The 18,490-nt window shown below is 71.7% G+C and carries 16 protein-coding genes; 10 read left to right on the top strand and 6 right to left on the bottom strand.

Annotated features, from left to right (window positions below; translation table 11 throughout):
* Nucleotides 1–42 precede the first annotated feature (42 nt).
* Together ACFVH5_RS16615 and ACFVH5_RS16610 are read right to left on the bottom strand one after the other, a co-directional pair.
* Entirely contained in the window at nt 43–1,119 is a 1,077-nt protein-coding gene (locus ACFVH5_RS16615) for a Zn-dependent alcohol dehydrogenase (protein ID WP_384812547.1), read from the bottom strand.
* A 65-nt stretch (nt 1,120–1,184) separates the two neighbouring features.
* Complete coding sequence (locus ACFVH5_RS16610; protein WP_385834403.1) at nt 1,185–2,060, bottom strand: MaoC/PaaZ C-terminal domain-containing protein; 876 nt, start codon at nt 2,058–2,060, stop codon at nt 1,185–1,187.
* A 403-nt stretch (nt 2,061–2,463) separates the two neighbouring features.
* Here ACFVH5_RS16610 and ACFVH5_RS16605 point away from each other — a divergent pair, with 403 nt between their 5' ends.
* The 4 genes from ACFVH5_RS16605 to ACFVH5_RS16590 all read left to right on the top strand — a co-directional run bounded on the left by ACFVH5_RS16605 (nt 2,464) and on the right by ACFVH5_RS16590 (nt 6,174).
* Nucleotides 2,464–3,444, top strand: a complete 981-nt coding sequence (locus ACFVH5_RS16605; protein ID WP_385834437.1) for an ABC transporter ATP-binding protein — start codon at nt 2,464–2,466, stop codon at nt 3,442–3,444.
* 2 nt (nt 3,445–3,446) lie between these two features.
* Nucleotides 3,447–4,166 carry an ABC transporter permease gene (locus ACFVH5_RS16600; RefSeq protein ID WP_385834436.1) on the top strand — a complete coding sequence of 240 codons (720 nt, stop codon included), beginning with the start codon at nt 3,447–3,449 and terminating at the stop codon, nt 4,164–4,166.
* 33 nt (nt 4,167–4,199) lie between these two features.
* Nucleotides 4,200–5,414 (top strand): sensor histidine kinase, encoded by a 1,215-nt coding sequence (locus tag ACFVH5_RS16595; RefSeq protein ID WP_385834402.1) that lies wholly within the window; start codon nt 4,200–4,202, stop codon nt 5,412–5,414.
* A gap of 127 nt (nt 5,415–5,541) precedes the next feature.
* Nucleotides 5,542–6,174, top strand: coding sequence for a response regulator (locus ACFVH5_RS16590; protein ID WP_384812625.1), 633 nt, complete (start codon nt 5,542–5,544; stop codon nt 6,172–6,174).
* Between the two features lie 344 nt (nt 6,175–6,518).
* Here the strand turns inward: ACFVH5_RS16590 and ACFVH5_RS16585 are convergent, their stop codons facing one another.
* Nucleotides 6,519–7,715 (bottom strand): lipid-transfer protein, encoded by a 1,197-nt coding sequence (locus ACFVH5_RS16585; RefSeq protein ID WP_385834401.1) that lies wholly within the window; start codon nt 7,713–7,715, stop codon nt 6,519–6,521.
* Nucleotides 7,716–7,949: 234 nt separating this feature from the next.
* Between ACFVH5_RS16585 and ACFVH5_RS16580 the strand changes: the two genes are divergently transcribed.
* The 5 genes from ACFVH5_RS16580 (at nt 7,950) to ACFVH5_RS16560 (ending at nt 13,908) form a co-directional block, all read left to right on the top strand.
* Entirely contained in the window at nt 7,950–9,701 is a 1,752-nt protein-coding gene (locus ACFVH5_RS16580) for an MFS transporter (protein ID WP_385834400.1), read from the top strand.
* A gap of 336 nt (nt 9,702–10,037) precedes the next feature.
* Nucleotides 10,038–10,688, top strand: coding sequence for a class I SAM-dependent methyltransferase (locus ACFVH5_RS16575; RefSeq protein WP_385834435.1), 651 nt, complete (start codon nt 10,038–10,040; stop codon nt 10,686–10,688).
* A 64-nt stretch (nt 10,689–10,752) separates the two neighbouring features.
* On the top strand, nt 10,753–11,760 hold the full coding sequence (locus ACFVH5_RS16570; protein WP_385834399.1) for an N-acetylmuramoyl-L-alanine amidase: 1,008 nt from the start codon (nt 10,753–10,755) through the stop codon (nt 11,758–11,760).
* A gap of 158 nt (nt 11,761–11,918) precedes the next feature.
* Nucleotides 11,919–12,773 carry a hypothetical protein gene (locus ACFVH5_RS16565; protein WP_385834398.1) on the top strand — a complete coding sequence of 285 codons (855 nt, stop codon included), beginning with the start codon at nt 11,919–11,921 and terminating at the stop codon, nt 12,771–12,773.
* Between the two features lie 127 nt (nt 12,774–12,900).
* A complete protein-coding gene (locus ACFVH5_RS16560) occupies nt 12,901–13,908 on the top strand; it encodes an LLM class F420-dependent oxidoreductase (protein ID WP_385834396.1) in 1,008 nt (335 codons plus the stop codon).
* Between the two features lie 383 nt (nt 13,909–14,291).
* Here ACFVH5_RS16560 and ACFVH5_RS16555 read toward each other — a convergent pair whose 3' ends face one another.
* From ACFVH5_RS16555 to ACFVH5_RS16545, 3 genes are read right to left on the bottom strand one after another with little or no spacing between them, the layout of a single operon-like run.
* Entirely contained in the window at nt 14,292–15,095 is an 804-nt protein-coding gene (locus tag ACFVH5_RS16555) for a hypothetical protein (RefSeq protein WP_385834395.1), read from the bottom strand.
* On the bottom strand, nt 15,082–16,677 hold the full coding sequence (locus ACFVH5_RS16550) for a substrate-binding domain-containing protein (protein ID WP_385834394.1): 1,596 nt from the start codon (nt 16,675–16,677) through the stop codon (nt 15,082–15,084). Before ACFVH5_RS16550 ends, ACFVH5_RS16555 begins: the two co-directional genes overlap by 14 nt.
* Nucleotides 16,674–17,906 carry a hypothetical protein gene (locus tag ACFVH5_RS16545; protein WP_385834393.1) on the bottom strand — a complete coding sequence of 411 codons (1,233 nt, stop codon included), beginning with the start codon at nt 17,904–17,906 and terminating at the stop codon, nt 16,674–16,676. The genes ACFVH5_RS16550 and ACFVH5_RS16545 overlap by 4 nt, the downstream gene beginning before the upstream one ends.
* Nucleotides 17,907–18,193: 287 nt before the next feature.
* On the opposite strand from ACFVH5_RS16545, the gene ACFVH5_RS16540 reads away from it, so the two are divergent.
* Nucleotides 18,194–18,484 carry a hypothetical protein gene (locus ACFVH5_RS16540; protein ID WP_385834392.1) on the top strand — a complete coding sequence of 97 codons (291 nt, stop codon included), beginning with the start codon at nt 18,194–18,196 and terminating at the stop codon, nt 18,482–18,484.
* Nucleotides 18,485–18,490: the final 6 nt, after the last annotated feature.

Genomic DNA, 18,490 nt, shown 5'->3' with positions numbered 1-18,490 from the left:
CGACCGGCCGTGACCGGAGGTTCGGGGCGGGGCGGGGCGGCGTCAGATCTCGATGCACGTACGCAGCGAAACTCCCGTACGCATCTGGTCGAGCGCCTCGTTGATGTCGCCGAGCGGCACCCGGTGCGTGATCAGGCCCTCCAGGTCGATGCGTCCGGCGCGCCACAGCGCGATGGTCCGCTCGTACGACCGCAGGACGTCCCCTCCGCCGTACATGGAGGGCAGGATCCGCTTCTCGTCGAAGAACAGCTCGAACATGTTGAGCTGGAGGAAGTCGTCCATGGCGCCCGCGCCGACGACGACCAGCGTGCCGCCGCGGCGGGTGTTCTCGTACGCCGTGCGGGCGGTGGCGGAGCGGCCGACGACCTCGAAGACGTAGTCGAAGCCCTCGCCCGCGGTCACCGACTGCTTGGCGTCGGGGAGTTCGTCGGGCGATACCGCCCTGGTGGCGCCGAACTTCAGCGCGGCCTCGCGGCGCGAGAGCACGGGGTCGACGGCGACGATCTCGGCGGCGCCCCGGAGCCGCGCGCCCTGGATCGCGGAGATGCCGACGCCTCCGCAGCCGATGACGGCGACCGACGAACCGGCTTCCACGTCAGCGGTGTTGAGCGCGGCGCCGAGCCCGGTGGTGACCCCGCAGCCGATGAGCGCGGCGATGTCGAAGGGCACGTCGTCCGGGATCGGTACGGCGCAGCCCGCGTCGACGACGACCTCCTCGGTGAAGGTCCCGGTGCCCGCGAAGCCGAACACGTCGCCGCCGGGGCGCTTGAAGTTGGGCGTGCCGGCGTTCATGAATCCGGCGAGACACAGTTCGGTCTGGCCGCGCTTGCATGCGGGACACGCGCCGCACGCGGGCAGCCAGCAGACGACGACCCGGTCGCCGGCCTTGACGTTCGTGACGCCCTCGCCGACCTCCAGGACCTCGCCGGCCCCTTCGTGCCCGGGGATGAAGGGCGCGGGCTGCGGCAGCACCCCGGCCATCGCCGAGAGGTCCGAGTGGCACAGCCCGGTGGCCCGCACCCGGATGCGTACCCGGCCCGGTCCGAAGCCCGTCGCCTCGACGTCGTCGAATATCTCCAGCTTGTCCTGGCCGATCTCGTGCAGTACGGCTGCGCGCATGGTGCGGCTCCCCTCGGAAACGTGCGGAACGTACGTACGACACGCGCCCCTCGTCCTCGGGACGCTCAGGTGTGTGCGACGACGGTGTCGGTGAGGACGGGCGCGTCGTCGCGTTCGGCCGCGCCCACCGTCACCCGGACCCGGCCGTCCTCCTCCCACATGCGGACGCGCAGGGTCTCGCCGGGGTACACCACTCCGGCGAAGCGCGTGGCGCAGGAGCGGACCCGGGTGACATCGCCGCCGAGCACGGTGTCCACGACCGCCTTCAGCGTCATCCCGTACGTGCACAGTCCGTGCAGGATCGGGCGGTCGAAGCCGGCGAGCTTGGCGAACTCGGGGTCGGCGTGCAGCGGGTTCCAGTCGCCGGAGAGCCGGTACAGGAGGGCCTGGTCCGCGCGGATCGGGCGTTCGACGGTCCGGTCCGGTGCGCCCGTCGGCGGTTCGGGGCGTGTGGAGGGGCCCCGGTCGCCGCCGAATCCGCCTTCGCCGCGTACGAAGATCTGGGCGTCGTTGGTCCAGAGCGGCCCGTCCGCGTCGGCGACCTCGGTGCGTACGACGAGGATGGCGGCCTTGCCCTTGTCGTACACGGCGGCGATCCGGGCGGTGGCGACCGCGTCGCCCGCGACCGGGATCGGCCGGTGCAGCGTGACGGTCTGGCCGCCGTGCAGGACGTGCGCGAGGTTGACGTCGACGCCCGGCATGGAGAGACCGCTGATCACTCCCGGGGAACCCGCGCCCGCGACGGTCGCGAAGCTCGGCAGGACGTGCAGCCGGGACTCCAGGGTGTAGCGCAGCTCGTCGGGGTCGGTCGCGGGGGTGTCCCTGTCGGGGTTCGCGCCGGCGCCGAGGCCGAGGTGGTAGAGCTGGACGTCCTTGTGACCCCAGGCGATCCCGGCGGACCGGGGCTCGGCCGCGAGGGCCTGGGCAACGTCGATGGGCATGGGGCTCCTGACTGCCGCGCGGAGAACACGGGCGGACAAGTACGGGCACGGGAGAACACGGGAAGACCTCGGTGCGGCCGTCCGCACCGTCGGCCGCACCGAGGTCGACTCTGGGCCGGGGGCCTGGAACCCGCCCGTTCTAGAACGCGTTCCAGTACCGGCGATCCCCTGTATAGCCGAGCCCCGGGCACATGTGAAGACTCCTGACGCCATGTCAGATAGCGGCGGGGCCGCACACACTCCCGGGCCCCGGCAGAGCCCTGGCAGTACCCCCGCAGTGCCCCGGCAGCACCCCGGCGGTGACATTTGTCCTGCCCGAGTCCGTACATGCGCATCTGCCGCGCCCGGCCCGCGCCTCCGTAGCGTCGTACCCATGAAGAAAACGGGGACGGGGACGGGAACGATGGCGGGGACGGCGGCGGGGACGAACGCGGCGGCGGTACGGATGACGGGGACGGTCAAGGCCTTCGGTGCGGTACGGGCCGTCGACGGGGTCGACCTGGAGATCGCCCGCGGCGAGACGGTCGCGCTGCTCGGCCGCAACGGCGCGGGCAAGTCCACCGCGATCTCCCTCCTGCTGGGCCTGGACGAGCCCGACGAGGGCACCGTCCGCCTCTTCGGCGCCGCTCCGGAGCACGCCGTACGCGCAGGCCGGGTCGGTGCCATGCTGCAGGACGGCCGGCCCGTGCCGCGGGTGACGGTGGGTGAGCTGGTCGGGTTCGTGGCCCGTACCTGTCCCGCGCCGATGCCCGTCGCGGAGGCCCTGGCGCTGGCGGGCATCACCGAACTGGCCGGGCGGCGCGTCGACCGGCTCTCCGGGGGCCAGACCCAGCGGGTGCGGTTCGCGGTCGCCCTCGTCGGGAACCCCGCGCTGATCGTGCTCGACGAACCGACCGCCGCACTGGACGTGGAGGCCCGGTACGCCTTCTGGGACTCGATGCGGTCGTACGCGCGCCACGGCCACACGGTCCTCTTCTCCACGCACTACCTGGAGGAGGCGGACGCCAACGCCGACCGGATCGTGGTCGTCGACCACGGGCGGATCGTCGCCGACGGCACCGGCGAGCAGCTCAGGCGGGCCGCGGGCGGCAGCCTGGTCGCCTTCGACCTCGCGGGCGCCGGTACGGACGGGCTGTCGCTGCTGCCCGGCGTGGTCTCGCTGGAGATCCGCGGGGACCGGGCCCGGCTGCGCACCGACGACCCGGACGCGACGGTGATCGCGCTGGCCGAACGAGGTGCGATACGGGGCCTGGAGGTCGCTCCGGCCTCACTGGACGACGCGTTCCTGGCCCTGACCGCCCCGACCTCCGCCACGGCCTCCGCCCCGACCTCGGCCTCAGCCTCCGCCACGGTGGCCCGGCCCGCTTCCCTGGAGACGGTGTGATGATGCTCGACTATCTGCGGCTCGAAGTGCGCCGGACGCTGCGCGACGTCGGTTTCATGATCGGCGGGGTCGTGATGCCGGTGGTGATGTACCTGCTGTTCACGAACCTCGGCGGTGGCGCCGACGGCGACTGGAAGACCGCCTCCATGATCGGTATGGCCGCGTACGGGGCGATGGGCTCGGCCCTGAACACCGGCGGCGGGGTCGCCGAGGACCGCACGGTCGGCTGGCTGCGGCAGCTGCGGATCACTCCGATGAGCCCGCGCCAGGTGGTCGCCGGGCGCGCGCTGACGGGCGCGGTGACGGTCCTGCCCGCGATCGTGGCGGTCCTCGCGGCGGGCGGCCTGGTCAACGGCGTACGGCTGGACGCCTGGAAGTGGGCGGTGATCGCGCTGACGCTCTGGCTCGGCTCGGTCCCCTTCACCCTGCTCGGACTCGGCAACGGCTACCGGCTGACCGCGCAGGCCACCGGCGTGGTGAACATGGTGTGCAACCTGACGCTCGCGGTGGTCGGCGGGCTGTGGTTCCCGCTGGCCCTCTTCCCCGGTTGGCTGCGGTCGCTGTCGTCCTACACACCCACGAACCGCTTCGCGCAGCTCGGTACGGCCGTCGCCGACGGACGGGCGCCCGCGCTCGCGGCCGTGCTGGTGCTGACCGGCTGGCTGCTGCTCTTCGGCTCGTACGCTGTGGTCTCGTACCGCAGGACCGCACGGACCGTCTGAATGGAAACGGGTACGGGAACGGGAGCTGGGGAGATGTCCTGGTTGCGGAGCGTCAGGTGCCGGACGGCCGCCCGGCGGCAGGAGCGGGCCGGGCAGAGGGCCGGGCAGAGGGCCGGGAGGCTCCCCGAGCATCTGGGTCCGCCGCCCAGCGGGTTCGCGCTGCTGCCCTGGCTCCTCATGGGAATGGGCGCGTTCTCCAACCTCTTCCAGGGCAGGACCCCGAACCCGTGGATCGGCGGCATCGGACTCCTCGTCTTCAACTCTCTCTACATCCAAGTGGTGTTCCGCGCCTTCACCAAGGAGGCCCGCGAGGCCCGCTCCACCCGGGGCGCGCTGATCGCACTGGGCGTGGTGACCTGCCTCCTCGGCGGGCTGTACGGGGGCAGCTGGCTCCTCTTCTTCCCGCTGCTCGGGCTCGCCGCGGGCGCGATCGTCCGGGGACCGTGGCTCGGCAGGACCGGTATCGGACTGAGCGTGCTCGCCGGTGTCGTGGCGGGGCTGCGGGACGGCTGGGGCGCGGTGAACGTCGCGTACGGCACGTTCCTGTCCACCATGGTGACCGCCGCGATCCTGTCCCTGTCCGACGCCGTACGTGAACTGCGGGCCGCGCGCGAGGAGTTGGCGCACCAAGCCGTCGAGAAGGAGCGTCTGCGCTTCTCCCGCGACCTGCACGACCTGCTCGGCCACACGCTCTCCGTCATCGTCGTGAAGTCGGAGGCGGCCCGGCGCCTCGCCCACCGGGACCTGGACGCGGCGCTCGTCCAGGTCTCCGACATCGAGTCGGTCGGCCGGCAGGCGCTCACCGAGATCCGTGAGGCGGTCACGGGCTATCGCGAAGGCAGCCTGGCCACGGACCTGGACCGGGCGCGGTCGGCACTGCTGGCCGCGGGCATCGAACCGGTCGTACGGCAGTCGGGGCCGCCGTTGTCCGCGCAGGCGGAGGCGTTGCTGGGATGGGTCGTGCGGGAGGCCGTCACCAACGCCGTGCGGCACAGTGGCGCTCGCCGCTGTTCGATCACGGTGGACGGGGGGTCGGAGCAGGTTCGGGTGCGGGTGTCGGACGACGGCGGGGGTGTGCCCGCGCCCACGGGGGCCTCACCGGCCGTTCTGCCGGGTATCGGCGGGACCGGATTGAAAGGGCTGACCGAGCGGCTTGCCGCGGCGGGGGGTCTGCTGGAGGCGGGGCCCGGGGTTCGGGGCGGGTTCGTGGTGACGGCGGAGCTTCCGGTGGAGGTGGCTGCCGCCTGAGGGGGCCGGGGGTTGGCTTTCGGGTGCGGGTGCGTGGGGGCTGATCGCGCAGTTCCCCGCGCCCCTTGCGGGGCCGCGCCCCCTGAACTCTGGAGCCGGGGCGGCCTAATGTTGGGGTGTGAACGAGATGCCCCGGGATCATCGGCCCGCCAAGTCCATTCGTGTACTGCTCGCCGAGGATCAGGGGATGATGCGGGGCGCGTTGGCGCTGCTCCTCGGGCTGGAGCCCGACATCGAAGTGGTGGCGCAGGTCGGGACGGGGGACGCCATCGTGGGAGCGGCCCTGGAGTCCCGGCCCGATGTCGCACTGCTCGACATCGAACTGCCCGGCATCAGCGGGCTCGACGCCGCCGCGCTGCTGCGGGACGAGACACCCGACTGCCGGGTACTGATCCTCACGACGTTCGGTCGGCCCGGATACCTGCGGCGGGCGATGGAGGCGGGTGCCGCGGGGTTCCTCGTCAAGGACGGGCCCGTGGAGGAACTGGCGCAGGCGATTCGCCGGGTGCTGACCGGGGAGACCGTCATCGATCCGGCGCTCGCGGCGGCCGCGCTGGGGGCGGGGCCGAACCCGCTCACCGCGCGTGAGTGCGACGTGCTGAAGGCGTCCGTGGACGGTGCGACGGTCTCCGACATCGCGTCGAAGCTGCATCTGTCGGAGTCGACCGTGCGCAACTATCTCAGCTCCGCGATCGGCAAGACTGCGACGCGCAACCGCATGGAGGCGATGCGGGAGGCTCGCCACCAGGGGTGGCTGTAGTCCTTTTGGCACGGGTGCCGCGGGGGCGGGGCCCCCGGGGGGGCGGGGGGCGGGGGGCGGGGGGCGGGTCTTCGGGTGCGGGTGAGTGGGGGCCGGCCGCGCAGTTCCCCGCGCCCCTGAAAGCGGGGCTGCGCCCCTGCCTTCACCCTCGGGGCTACGCGACCGGCGCAGCTTTTGGCTTGTGGCTTTTGGCTTTTAGGGGCGCGGGGAACGGCGCGGGCAACCACGACGCACTCGTACCCGACAACACGCGCCTGCCCCCCGCGAGGGAAATGCAGGGCCGCGCCCTTGCCTTCAGGGGCGCGGGGAACTGCGCGGCCAGCCACAGCGGACCCGCAGACGAGTCAGGCGCGTCTGAGGAGTGTCACCACCGCCGCACCCCCGAGCCCGATGTTGTGCGCGAGCCCCACGCGGGCGTCCCCCACCTGCCGGGCCCCCGCCTCGCCCCGCAGCTGCCAGGTCAGCTCGGCGATCTGCGCGATGCCGGTGGCCCCGAGAGGATGCCCCTTGGAGATGAGCCCGCCCGAGGGGTTCACGACCCACCGCCCGCCGTACGTCGTGGCGCCCGACTCGACGAGCTTGCCGGACTCCCCGGGCGCGCACATGCCGAGCGCCTCGTAGGTCAGCAGTTCGTTGATCGAGAAGCAGTCGTGCAGTTCCACGACGTCCACGTCGTCGATGCCGAGCCCGGCACTCTCGTACGCCTGCCGGGCGGCGGCCCGTGACATCGGCCGGCCGACGACGTCGATGCACGACCCGGACGCGAACGACTCCTCCGTGTCCGTCGTCATCGCCTGCGCGACGATCTCCACGGCCCGCTCCCCCAGCCCGTGCCGCTCGACGAATCGCTCCGACACGACGACGGCCGCCGCCGCCCCGTCCGAGGTGGGCGAGCACTGGAGCTTGGTCAGCGGGGAGTGGACGGTCCGCGCGGCGAGGATCTCGTCGACCGTGTACGCGTCCTGGAACTGCGCGTACGGGTTGTTCGCCGAGTGCCGGTGGTTCTTGGCGCCCACGGCCGCGAGCTGCGCCTCCGTCGTGCCGTACTTCTCCATGTGTTCGCGCGCCGCGTTCCCGAAGATCTGGGCGGTGGGCGGCGTCATCTCGAAGCCGTGCCGGGCCGCCATGACGGCGTAGTGGCGGGCGACGGGTGAGGTCGCGAAGTCGCCCCCGTCGGCCCCGCCGCCCAGCGCGCCGCGCGCCATCTTCTCGAAGCCCAGCGCCAGTACGCAGTCGCTCGCGCCGCCCTGGACGAACTGCCGCGCGAGCATCAGCGCGGTGGCGCCGGTCGCGCAGTTGTTGTTCACGTTGTAGACGGGCACGCCGGTCAGGCCGAGTTCGTACGCGGCCCGCTGTCCGGCCGTGGAGGCCTGGAAGCAGTGGCCGACGGGGACCTGCTCGACCGCGTCGTACGGGATCCCGGCGTCGGTGAGGGCGCCGGTGCCCGCCTCCCGCACCATGTCCCAGTACTGCCAGTCCCGTGTCTCCGGCTTCTCGAACCTGGTCATGCCCACACCGACGACGTACGCCTTCGTCCTCATGGCTCTCCCCAGGGTCCGGGACCGGTTCCGACGCCGCGGAAGACTAGAACACGTTCCAGTCAGATGGAAGGAGAGGGGACATGTTCGCCGGGCGGGGGCCAGATGTAATGAGAAGGTCAAGAATTCGTTAGCGGCTCGAAGCAACGGAATAGTTGCCTGGGCGCACGGGGTTCACCCTGCAACTACCTGTAGCAGTACCCATCCACCAGCCCCATGCCTCTGGAGGCCGCACGTATGACCCGGACCACGACGGATCCGCACACCCGAAAGCCGAGCGGCAGCGGAATCGTCCCGGTACTGGCCTTCGCGGGCATCGTCGTCGCGGTGATGCAGACCCTGCTCGTGCCGGTCATCAAGGACCTGCCGGAGCTGCTGGGCACCTCCCCCGGCAACGCCACCTGGGTCATGACCTCCACCCTGCTCGCGGGCGCCGTGTCCACGCCGATCATGGGCCGCCTCGGTGACCTCTACGGCAAGCGGCGCATGCTGATAGCCAGCCTCGCCGTCATGGTCGTGGGCTCCCTCGTCGCCGGATTCACCAGCGAACTGCTCGTGATGATCGTCGGCCGGGCCCTGCAGGGCTTCGCGATGGGCGCCATCCCGCTCGGCATCGGCCTGATGCGCGACGGACTGCCGCGCGAGAAGCTCGGCTCCGCGATGGCTCTCATGAGCTCCTCGATCGGCGTCGGCGGCGGACTCGCGCTGCCGGTCGCGGCGCTGGTCGCACAGCACGCCGACTGGCACGCGCTGTTCTTCGGCTCAGCGGGCCTCGGCGTCGTCTCGATCGTGCTCACCCTGATCTTCGTACCCGAGTCGCCGATGCGTGCGGTGGGTACCTTCGACGTGCTCGGCGCGCTCGGCCTGTCCGCAGGTCTCGTCCTCTTCCTCCTGCCGATCACCAAGGGCAGCGACTGGGGCTGGACGTCCGGCACGACCCTCGGCCTGTTCGGCGCGGCGGTGGCCGTCCTGCTCCTGTGGGGCGTGATGGAGCTGCGCATCAAGGCCCCGCTGGTGGACCTGCGCACCACGGCCCGCCCTGCCGTCCTCTTCACCAACCTCGCCTCGATCATGGTCGGTGTCGCCTTCTACGCCGTCTCCCTCGTCCTGCCCCAGCTGCTCCAGCTGCCCGCGTCGACCGGTTACGGCCTCGGCCAGTCCATGGTCGTGGCGGGTCTGTGCGTGGCGCCGCTCGGCCTGACGATGATGTTCACGGCGCCGGTGTACGCCCGTATCTCCGCCAAGTACGGGCCCAAGGTCACCCTGATGACCGGCATGCTGATCATCGCGGTCGGGTACGGGGCCGGGCTCGGCCTGATGAGCGCCGCCTGGCAGACCATCATCATCGCGGTGGTGCTGGGCGCGGGCATCGGTCTCGCGTACTCCTCGCTGCCCGCGCTGATCATCGGCGCCGTGCCGGCGTCCGAGACCGGGGCGGCCAACGGGCTCAACACGTTGATGCGCTCCATCGGTACGTCCGTGTCGAGTGCCGTGATCGGCATGGTCCTGGCGAACACCGCGAACCAGGTGGGTGGCGTCGCCGTTCCCACGATGCACGGCTTCCGGGTGTCGTTCATGATCGCTACGGGTGCGGTGCTGCTCGGGCTGGTGTTCGCGGCGTTCCTGCCGGGGCGACGGGCGGCGGCGAACGCGGCGAAGCCGCACTTGGTCGCTTCCAGCGACCCTCTGTCCGAGCCTGCGCCCGCGGGCCCGGCGCCGACCGGTTTCCGCGGCCGGGTCCTCACCTCCGACGGTGAGCCGGTCGCTCGGGCCAAGGTGACGCTGATCGACCGGCGGGGGCGGCAGGCGGGGGCGACGCTGTCCGCGGCCGACGGCGGGTACGCGCTCGCCGTACCGACGGCAGGCGCGTACGTCCTGGCCGTCACGGCGGGCGGCCACGGCCCGCTCGCCTCCGGCGCGAGCCACCCCGGCGACAACCGATCCATCGAAATGGACCTCGCGCTTCCGGGCGCGACGGTACTGGCGTAGCGCGCGGCGCCGGGCGCCCCGTCAGGGGGCGGGCCCCGGCGGGTAGACCTTCGGGTGCGGGCCCGTCGTGGTTGCTCGCGCCGTTCCTCGCGCCCCTAGGGGGCGAGCCCCGGCGGGTAGACCTTCGGGTGCGGGTACATCGTGGTTGCTCGCGCCGTTCCTCGCGCCCCTAGGGGGCGGGCCCCGGCGGGTAGGCCTTCGGGTGCGGGTACGTCGTGGCTGGCCGCGCCGTTCCCCGCGCCCCTTTAGGGCGCCCCTCTCGGGGCGGTGGCGGCCGCGTGGGGCAGCATGGCCACGCACGCACACCCCCGTACGTACAAGACCTGGAGGAACCCCATGCCCCCGGCCCCCACCCCCTCAGTGCTCGCCGCGTTCGAGGGGGCCAAGGGGTTCATGCCCATGAAGGAAGGGCTCGCCCTGTACGGGGCCGGCGTCGAGGCGGGACGCCTCGGGCTGCCTCTGCTGGAGGTCGGGACGTACTGCGGCCGGTCCACGATCCTGCTCGCCGACGCCGCCCGCGAGGCCGGTGTCACGGCGATCACCGTGGACCACCACCGCGGCAGCGAGGAACAGCAGCCCGGCTGGGAGTACCACGACCCCTCCACGGTCGACCCGGAGCTGTCCCTCATGGACACCCTGCCGACCTTCCGCCGTACGCTCCACCGGGCCGGCCTGGAGGACCACGTGGTCGCGGTCGTCGGCCGCTCCCCGCAGATCGCCGCCTTCTGGAACTCCCCCCTCGGTCTCGTCTTCATCGACGGCGGCCACACCGACGAGCACGCGAGCGGCGACTACGAGGGCTGGGCGCCCCACGTCGCCGAGGGCGGGCTGCTGCTCATCCACGACGTGTTCCCCGACCCGGTGGACGAGTTCACGGGCCAGGCGCCGTACCGCGTGTATCTGCGGGCGCTGGAGTCGGGCGCGTTCACGGAGGTCTCGGTGACGGACTCCCTGCGGGTGCTGCGCCGCACGGGCAAGGGGATCTGAGGAAGCGCCACCCCGGCCCCCTCCCTCCACTCCGACCGCCCGGCGGACCCGTAAGGTGTTGGCCGTGTCATACGTAGGCCCGGACTTCGAACCCCCACGCCCCCCACGCCCCCCGCGCCACCCCCTGCGCGGACCCCTGACCGTCGCGGTCGCCGCGCTCGTACCGGGAGCCCTGGTGGGCTGGCTGGTGTGGCAGGCGACCGGCGGCTCCGACGACGGGGACGGATCGGCGGCGGCGCGGACGTCGGCCTCGGCCGGCGCGTCCGCGTCCGCATCCGCGCCTTCGTCCGAGCTGCCGGGCCCCTCCGAGGACGGCAAGGACCAGACCGGCGGCGGCACCGGCCAGTCGGGCGGCGGTGAGGAGTCCGACTCCTCGGCCTCCGACCCCGCCGGCTCCGGCCCCCTCAAGGGCAAGGTCGTCGTCATCGACCCCGGTCACAACCCCGGCAACTTCCGGCACCCGTCCGACATCAACCGCAAGGTGAACATCGGGACGAACTGGAAGGAGTGCGACACGACGGGTACGTCGACCAACGCCGGTTACACCGAGGCCGAGTTCACCCTCGACGTCTCGCACCGGCTGCGCACGATCCTCAAGAAGGAGGGCGCCACGGTGAAGTTCACCCAGGACGGCGACCGCGCCTGGGGCCCGTGCGTCGACGAGCGGGCCGAGATCGGCAACAAGGCCGGGGCGGACGCCGTCGTGTCGATCCACGCGGACGGCTCGGCGGCCGGCAACCGCGGCTTCCATGTGATCCTGCCGGGCTCGGTGCACTCCGGCGCAGCCGACACCCGCCCCATCGTGGCCTCGTCCCGCGCGCTGGGCGAACGCATCGCCGGCGGTTTCCTGCGCACCACCGGCGGACCGCCCTCCAACTACATCGGCGACGGCACCGGCCTCGATGTGCGCAAAGACCTCGGCGGTCTCAATCTGTCAACGGTTCCGAAGGTGTTCATCGAGTGCGGCAACATGCGCGACACCAAGGACTCCGCGCAGCTGACCAGCGGCGCGTGGCGGCAGAGGGCGGCGGAGGGAATCTCTGAGGGAATCGTGAGTTTCCTGCGCGGGTAGCGATCAGAGGGGACATCCGGGCGGACACCCGTGTAGGGCGGGCGATAGTGTCCTCCCTACGATAAGGGGCCACCCCTGCGCTGCACACCACGACCTGACGGCGACGTGGTGGGAGCGACGCCTCTACCGATGACGAGACGACTGACGAAGGACCTGAAGTGAATATCCGCTCCCTCACTAGGGGCGACGGCGTGGTGATCGGAGCAGCGGTTCTGCTGTTGATCGCGTCGTTCCTCGACATCTACTCGATCGACGGGGCCCCCGACAGCGCCGACATCCCGAACGCCTGGGGCAGCGGCCCGGTTCTCCTGAGCGTCACCCTGGCCGGCATCATCGGCGCCGCGCTGATCGTCGTCGCCCGCGGTCTGCCGCAGGCGCCGAAGGTCGCCGGTCTCGAACTCGGCCCGTTCGGTGTCGCCTTCACGGTGTTCGCCGCCTGGAGCGCCCTCGGGAACATCTTCGACCCGGCCGGCGGCTTCGACAACAACGGTGGCAGTGACGCCATCGGCAGCGGCACGGGCCTCATCCTCAGCTTCATCGCCACGCTGGTGCTCGCCGGTGCCGCGATCGCCACCCCGCTGGTCCCGGCCCTCAAGGGCGCGCTCCTGCCGCCCCCGAAGCCGGCCGCTCCGCAGCCCTACGGCGGTCAGCCGCAGGGTGGTTACGGCTACCCGGGCGCCCAGCAGCCCGGCCCGTCCTTCGGCGGCCAGCCCGGCCAGCCGCAGCAGGGCCAGCCGTTCGGCACCCAGCCCGGTCAGCCCCAGCCGCAGCAGCCCCACCAGGCGCAGGCCCCGCAGGCGCAGCAGCCCGCCGGGGACTTCGCCCCGTTCTGGTTCGCGGTGCCGGTGGCCCGTCCGCTGTTCGCGGAGGACGGTTCGCCCACGCCGATCGCCGAACTGGCGCCGGGTACGTGGTACTTGGCCGTCGAGCAGCGCGGTCCGAGCCTGGTGGCCCAGACGCAGGACGGCCGCCGCGGTGTGCTTCAGGACACGTCCGGGATCCAGCGCGGCTGACCCCGTCACCGCCGGTCCGTCACGGCCCTCCGCCCAGGGTGCTCCTCGGAGCCCTTCCGGGCGGGGGGCCGTTCCCGTACAGTCGGCCCGGCCCGGATGACATCTGACGAACCGTCAGGAGTGGTGTATGCGGCTCGGACTCGCCCTCGGATACTGGGGCCACGGCCCCTCGGCCGACCATGTGCCCCTCGCCCTGGAGGCGGAACGGCTCGGCTACGACTCGGTGTGGACCGCCGAGTCCTGGGGCTCGGACGCCTTCACCCCGCTCACCTGGATCGCCGCGCAGACCTCAAGAATCAAACTGGGTACGGCGGTTGCCCAGATGGCGGCCCGCTCCCCCACCACGACGGCGATGCACGCGCTCACGCTCGACCACCTGTCGGGCGGGCGCGTGATGCTCGGCCTCGGGCTGTCCGGACCACAGGTCGTCGAGGGCTGGTACGGGCGGCCGTTCCCGAAGTCACCGCTGACGGCGACCCGGGAGTACGTCGACGTCGTACGCCAGGTCCTGCGGCGCGAGGGGCCCGTCGAACTGGACGGCCGCTTCCACTCGCACCCGTACCGGGGCGGCGACGGCACGGGCCTCGGCAAGGCCCTCAAGCCCATCACGCACCCGCTCCGATCCGACCTGCCCGTCCTCCTTGGCGCCGAGGGGCCGAAGAACATCGCCCAGACGGCGCGGATCGCGGACGGCTGGCTGCCGCTGTACTGGTCGCCGATGCGGACAGCGGTGTACGAAGCTTCGCTGGGCGCGGCGCCCGAGGGGTTCCTCGTCGCTCCGATGGCCCGCGCGAAGGTGTGCGACGACGTCGCCGAGGGGTTGCTGCCGGTGAAAGCGATGCTCGGCTTCTACATCGGGGGGATGGGGCATGCCGCCCGGAACTTCCATGCGGATCTGATGGGGCGGATGGGGTTCGAGGAGGAGGCTCGGCGGGTGCAGGAGTTGTTTCTGGCGGGGCGGCGGGAGGAGGCGGTGCGGGCCGTGCCGGACGCGTTCGCGGACGAGATCTCTTTGATCGGCCCTCGCGCGCGGATCGCTGAACGCCTGGACCTGTGGCGCAAGGGTCCGATAACGGACCTCCTGCTCCTGTCCCCGGACCCCCACACACTACGAGTCCTGGCGGACCTGAACTAGCCGCTCCGCGGGCTGGGTCGCTTCGTCACAGGCCCGGCACGCTGTCGTCTGCGGGCGCGCCATGCTCACCCGCGCAGTTCCCCGCGCCCCTAAAAGCCGCGGGCCCGGTGCGCTGTCACCTGCGGGTACGTCGTGGTTGCTCGCGCAGTTCCCCGCGCCCCTAAAAATCGGCGCCTCTGGCGGGCCCCTTTAGGGGCGCGGGGAACGGCGCGGCCAGCCACGACGCACCCGCAGACGACAGCACACCCCCACCCCCTCAGGGGCGCGGGGAACGGCGCGACCAGCCACCACGCAGCCGCACACGACAGTGCACGCCCGCCCCCCAAGGGGCGCGGGGAACTGCGCGGCCAGCCGCAGTGGACCCGCAGGTCACTGCGATCGCGTCAGCGGAATATTGCTATCGCTTCCAGCGTGACCTCTCGGGTGTCCTCTCGCCAACCCGTCATCTTGCCGAGGCACCGCGCCTGGAACGTGCCGTCGTTGAGCCGTTCGTTGCGGAGTCCCCCCGCCGCACAGGTGACCCTGACATGCGCGGGCTGACCCGGATCCCCGTACGGCGCCCGCAGTACGATCCCCTGCGCCGTCCCGGATTCCGACTGCGGCTCCACCAGGAAGCGCCCCCGGAGCGAGACGAACTCCTCGACGTCGCTGAGCGCGACACCACCCCCGTCGGCCCCGGCTCCGGCCCCGGCCCCGAGCGCCTCGGCGAGGGCGCGGTTCGGAGTGACGTCCCCGGTGCGCAGGTCCGCGTGGACGATGACATCGGCCTGTTCGAACGCGTCCAGCAGCATCCCGATCACGGAGATCGGCTCACTCTTGGCCACGTAGCTGCTGAACTTCTCCTGTGTGACATCCCGGTTCGCCTTGACCGTCCACGGCAGCAGCCGGCCCCACAGCCCCACGCTGGTGTTGACGTTGGTGCGGTGCTCGACGGCCTGTTCCAGCGCCGCGCTGTAGTTGCCGATCCGGTAGAGGTCCATCACAGCCTTCTCGTCCAGGTAGAAGCAGACGCTGTACGCGGACCGCTGTCCCACGCCCCGCCGGCCTAGGCGTCCGCGTCCGCGTCCGCGTTCCCGCACGTGCCGCACCAGCACCGCCCCGAGCGTCACCAGGCCGGCCGCGGTGACGAGCCACACCGTCATCCACGGCCACCACACACCCCACCACTGCGCGTCAACGACAGCCACGGATCTCCTTGAACGCCTCGGAAAGGGACGATCCCCGCGCGTCCGCGTCCACCATGCGTCCGCCCGTCCTGTCGGCGGCGCGCCGGAGGGCCACGGCGTCCGCCTCCCCGAAGTGCACGGGGTAGGTGTGGACCGCGGTACGGGTCTCGGCGGACCGCGCCTCGTAACGGCGTACGAACTCCTCGTACGCGATGCCCGCGTTGTTCTCGCCGTCCGTCATCAGCACGATGGACACGGACCGTGCGGGTTCGTCGGCCAGCGCGGCGGAGGCCGTCCGGTAGCCGTGGTCGAGCGCGGTCCAGACGGCGGTCGCGTCGCCGTAACCGCCGCGCGTGACGACGTCGGCGAGGGTGCGGAGGTCCTGCCGCCCCCGGACGGTGACGGTCCGCTCCTCCAGGACCTGCCCGCCGAACCGTACGACGGTGAGCCGCTCGCCCTGGTAGAAGCGGGCGAAGGCGCCGGTCGCCGAGGCGTCCGCGCCGCTGAGGTCGGCGAACGCCTCGCGCAGTTCCGTCATGCGTCTCCCGCGCATCGAGCCGGAGAAGTCGAGCAGGAAGACGACCTGGTCGGCGATGCGGTGGGCGGGATCGCCGTAGTCGTCGAGGAGGCGTTCCAGGACGTCCGGCCGGTCGGGGAAGTAGAGCGCGTTGCCGACCTGCGCCCGCAGTTCTCCCTCCCTGGCGACCGACGGGTTCACCGGTCGCCGCAGTGCCGTCCGCATGATCTTCCGCTGTACGGAGTCCTGCCGCAGCCACTCCACGACCTTGTCGTAGGCGGCCCGTCGGCCCGGGTCGAGGAGGAGCAGCGGGAAGTCGGCGAGGACCGTGCCGTCCTTGGGGCGCACGATCTCCAGCTTCTCCTTCAGCCGGCGGCCGGAGTTGAGGGCGAGGAGGTCGGACTCGTAGGTGATGAGCGCGTTCGCCGTGCCGGGGTGGTCGACGAAGTCGTCGAGCAGGTCGCGGGTGGAGGCGGCGGTGATCCGCTGTCCGGAGCGGAAGCCGCGCAGCCGGTCGCAGGAGACGTCGGCCTCGCGCAGGGCGCCGCCGGTGCCGGCCGCCGCGGTGGCGACGCCGACGAGTGCGGCGAGGCCGGTTCCCGTCCGCCGCGGGTCGGCCATGCCGAAGCGTACGGTCCCGGTGGCGGCGGCGTCGGCGAGGTCGGCCCAACTGAGTTCGCTGTCAGGTGACTTGGCGTGGAGTGCGCGTGCCGCGGCCGGGCGCAGGCCGACGACGACCGGCGAGAGCATGGTCGGGGTGCGCAGCAGCCCCCGGGCGGTGGCCTTGTGGCGCAGTTGGAAGGAGCGGTCGGTGGAGAGCCAGGCGACCTCGTGACCGCCACCGTCCTTCGTGGTGGAGGCTCCGGTGGCGGCCAGCGCCTCGCCGGTGTCGGCGTCGGCCCGGTAGTCCATCTGCAGCTCGACCCCGGTCTCGGACCTCAACTCGTCGAGCAGCGGCTCCAGTACGGCGAGATCGGGTCCGGCGAGGACCCGCAGGGTGGTCGGGTCCTCGGCGTCGGCGGAGCAGGCGGCGGTCATGGCGAGTGCGAGGCACAGCGTCAGGATGCCCGGCCGGCGGCGCCTCATGTGGCGTCCCGCCGGGCCGACTGTGCGGGCGGGCACTCGCCGACCGTCTGGATCATGCGCTCCAGCAGGGGCAGGCGCGGGAGGACCGCCTTGGTGTCGTCGGCCGAGGTGACCGGCACCTGGATACCGCGGTCCGCCAGGAAGGCCGCCAGCTGGTCGCTGGTCGAGTCGCTGGTGGCGTCCCGTACCCGGAAGCCCAACTCCATCGCCTTGTGCTGGAGTTCGGGGTCCTCGGTGACCAGTTCGCCGAGCCGTTCGCCGTCCCCGGTGAGGGCGACGAGCTGGGGTTCGGTGACGAACCGGGTCGAGGGGTAGAGCAGGACGCGCCCGCTGTCCGGTCTGCCGTGCTCGGCCTCGTACCGGATCTGGTGGGCCAGGAACTGGTGCTCGTAGATCACCGAGATGGGGGCGATGCTCTTGCCGTCCACGGACAGGTAGGTCTCGGCGCGCTCGGAGCCCGGCAGGCCCTGTTCGATGAGCAGTTCCTTGATGTCCTTGGCGTATCTGTCGGCGTCCTTGCCGTTGCCGGGGGCGTCGTTTCCGTGCCATACGAAGGAGACGAGGCCGAGGTAGGTGCCGCCGGAGTTGGAGTCGCAGACGTCCGAGGTCTGGGCGAGGATCTTGTTGCCGTTGTGGACGCCGTGCTTCTCGATGCCCAGGTCGTCCCATCGCCTGCCCTGCTTCGTCTGCTGCAGGAACTTGCCCATGTCGAGCGTGTAGTACAGCGGCTCGGCGGAGCCGCCGGAGGTGCCGGCGGGCTGGGGCCTGGCGATGTCCGCGTCGTCCAGCGTCCGGGCGTACTCCCGGTACGTGGCGAGGACGATGGGGCTGACGAAGGGCCGGTAGGTGAGGGCGGGGTGGCCGGCCTCGGCGCGTTCGCGGGTGATCAGGTCCGCGGCGGGCTGTCCGGAGGGGAAGACGACGTCGTACCCGGCGACGTCCTGCGTGGCGATGTCCCGGGAGCCCATGCGGGTGATGTGCACCCGGAAGCCGTGCTTCATGAGGATGCGCCGGACCTCGGGGTTCTCGAAGAAGTCCCGTTTGGAGGCCATCTTCGCCTCGATGGTGACGATCCGGTCGAGCGGCAGCGTCAGATGGCCGGAGGCCAGGAGCAGGACGAGGCCGATGACGGGGACGGGCAGTACGAGGGCCAGCGTGCGGCGCAGCCGGCTGCGGACGGGTCCGCCGACCGCGAGCCGGGGTTCCTCCGCGGGGCCCACCGGTCGCACCGGTCCAACGGACGGATCGGAGGGTGCGGATGGGGCGGGTGGATCGGACCGGGCGGGTCTCTCGGATCTCGCGGAACCTGCGGATCGTGCGGCGGGTCCTGCGGGTCTCTCGGCTCTGTTCGCGGGCACCGGCGTCTCCCCCTACTGTGGGGCAGGATCGTCGGTGACCGTGCTTACCGCCGAACCACCTCACGGCGAACGGCAGTTGAGATCCAGAGTAAGGGCTGACGAACCATCATGAGGAGAGCCCGAGGTTTCATACGGGATTCAAGGGCTACCCGCATGACATGTCCCCTCGATATCGCAACGGTTCCCACTCGGCCGGCCGCGTCATAGCCATCGTTGCCGACATCATGGCCTTCATCCTGGGCCTCTGGATCCTCATGTACCTACTGGACGCCAACCAGGGCAATTCGTTCGTCCAGTTCATCCATGACTCCGCACGCTGGCTCGCCGGCTGGTCGCACGACCTGTTCACGTTCGACGAGCAGTGGGCACGGGTCGTCGCGGGCTACGGCCTCGCAGCCGTCGTCTACCTCTTCATCGGTCACGCGATCGCCAATCGCGTACGCAGCTGATCCCCT

Origin of the sequence: Streptomyces sp. NPDC127119 (assembly GCF_042677425.1) — a bacterium.
GTDB lineage: Bacteria > Actinomycetota > Actinomycetes > Streptomycetales > Streptomycetaceae > Streptomyces.
The sequence above is the reverse complement of the archived record's forward strand: the minus strand, read 5'-3'. Positions and strand labels throughout refer to the sequence as shown.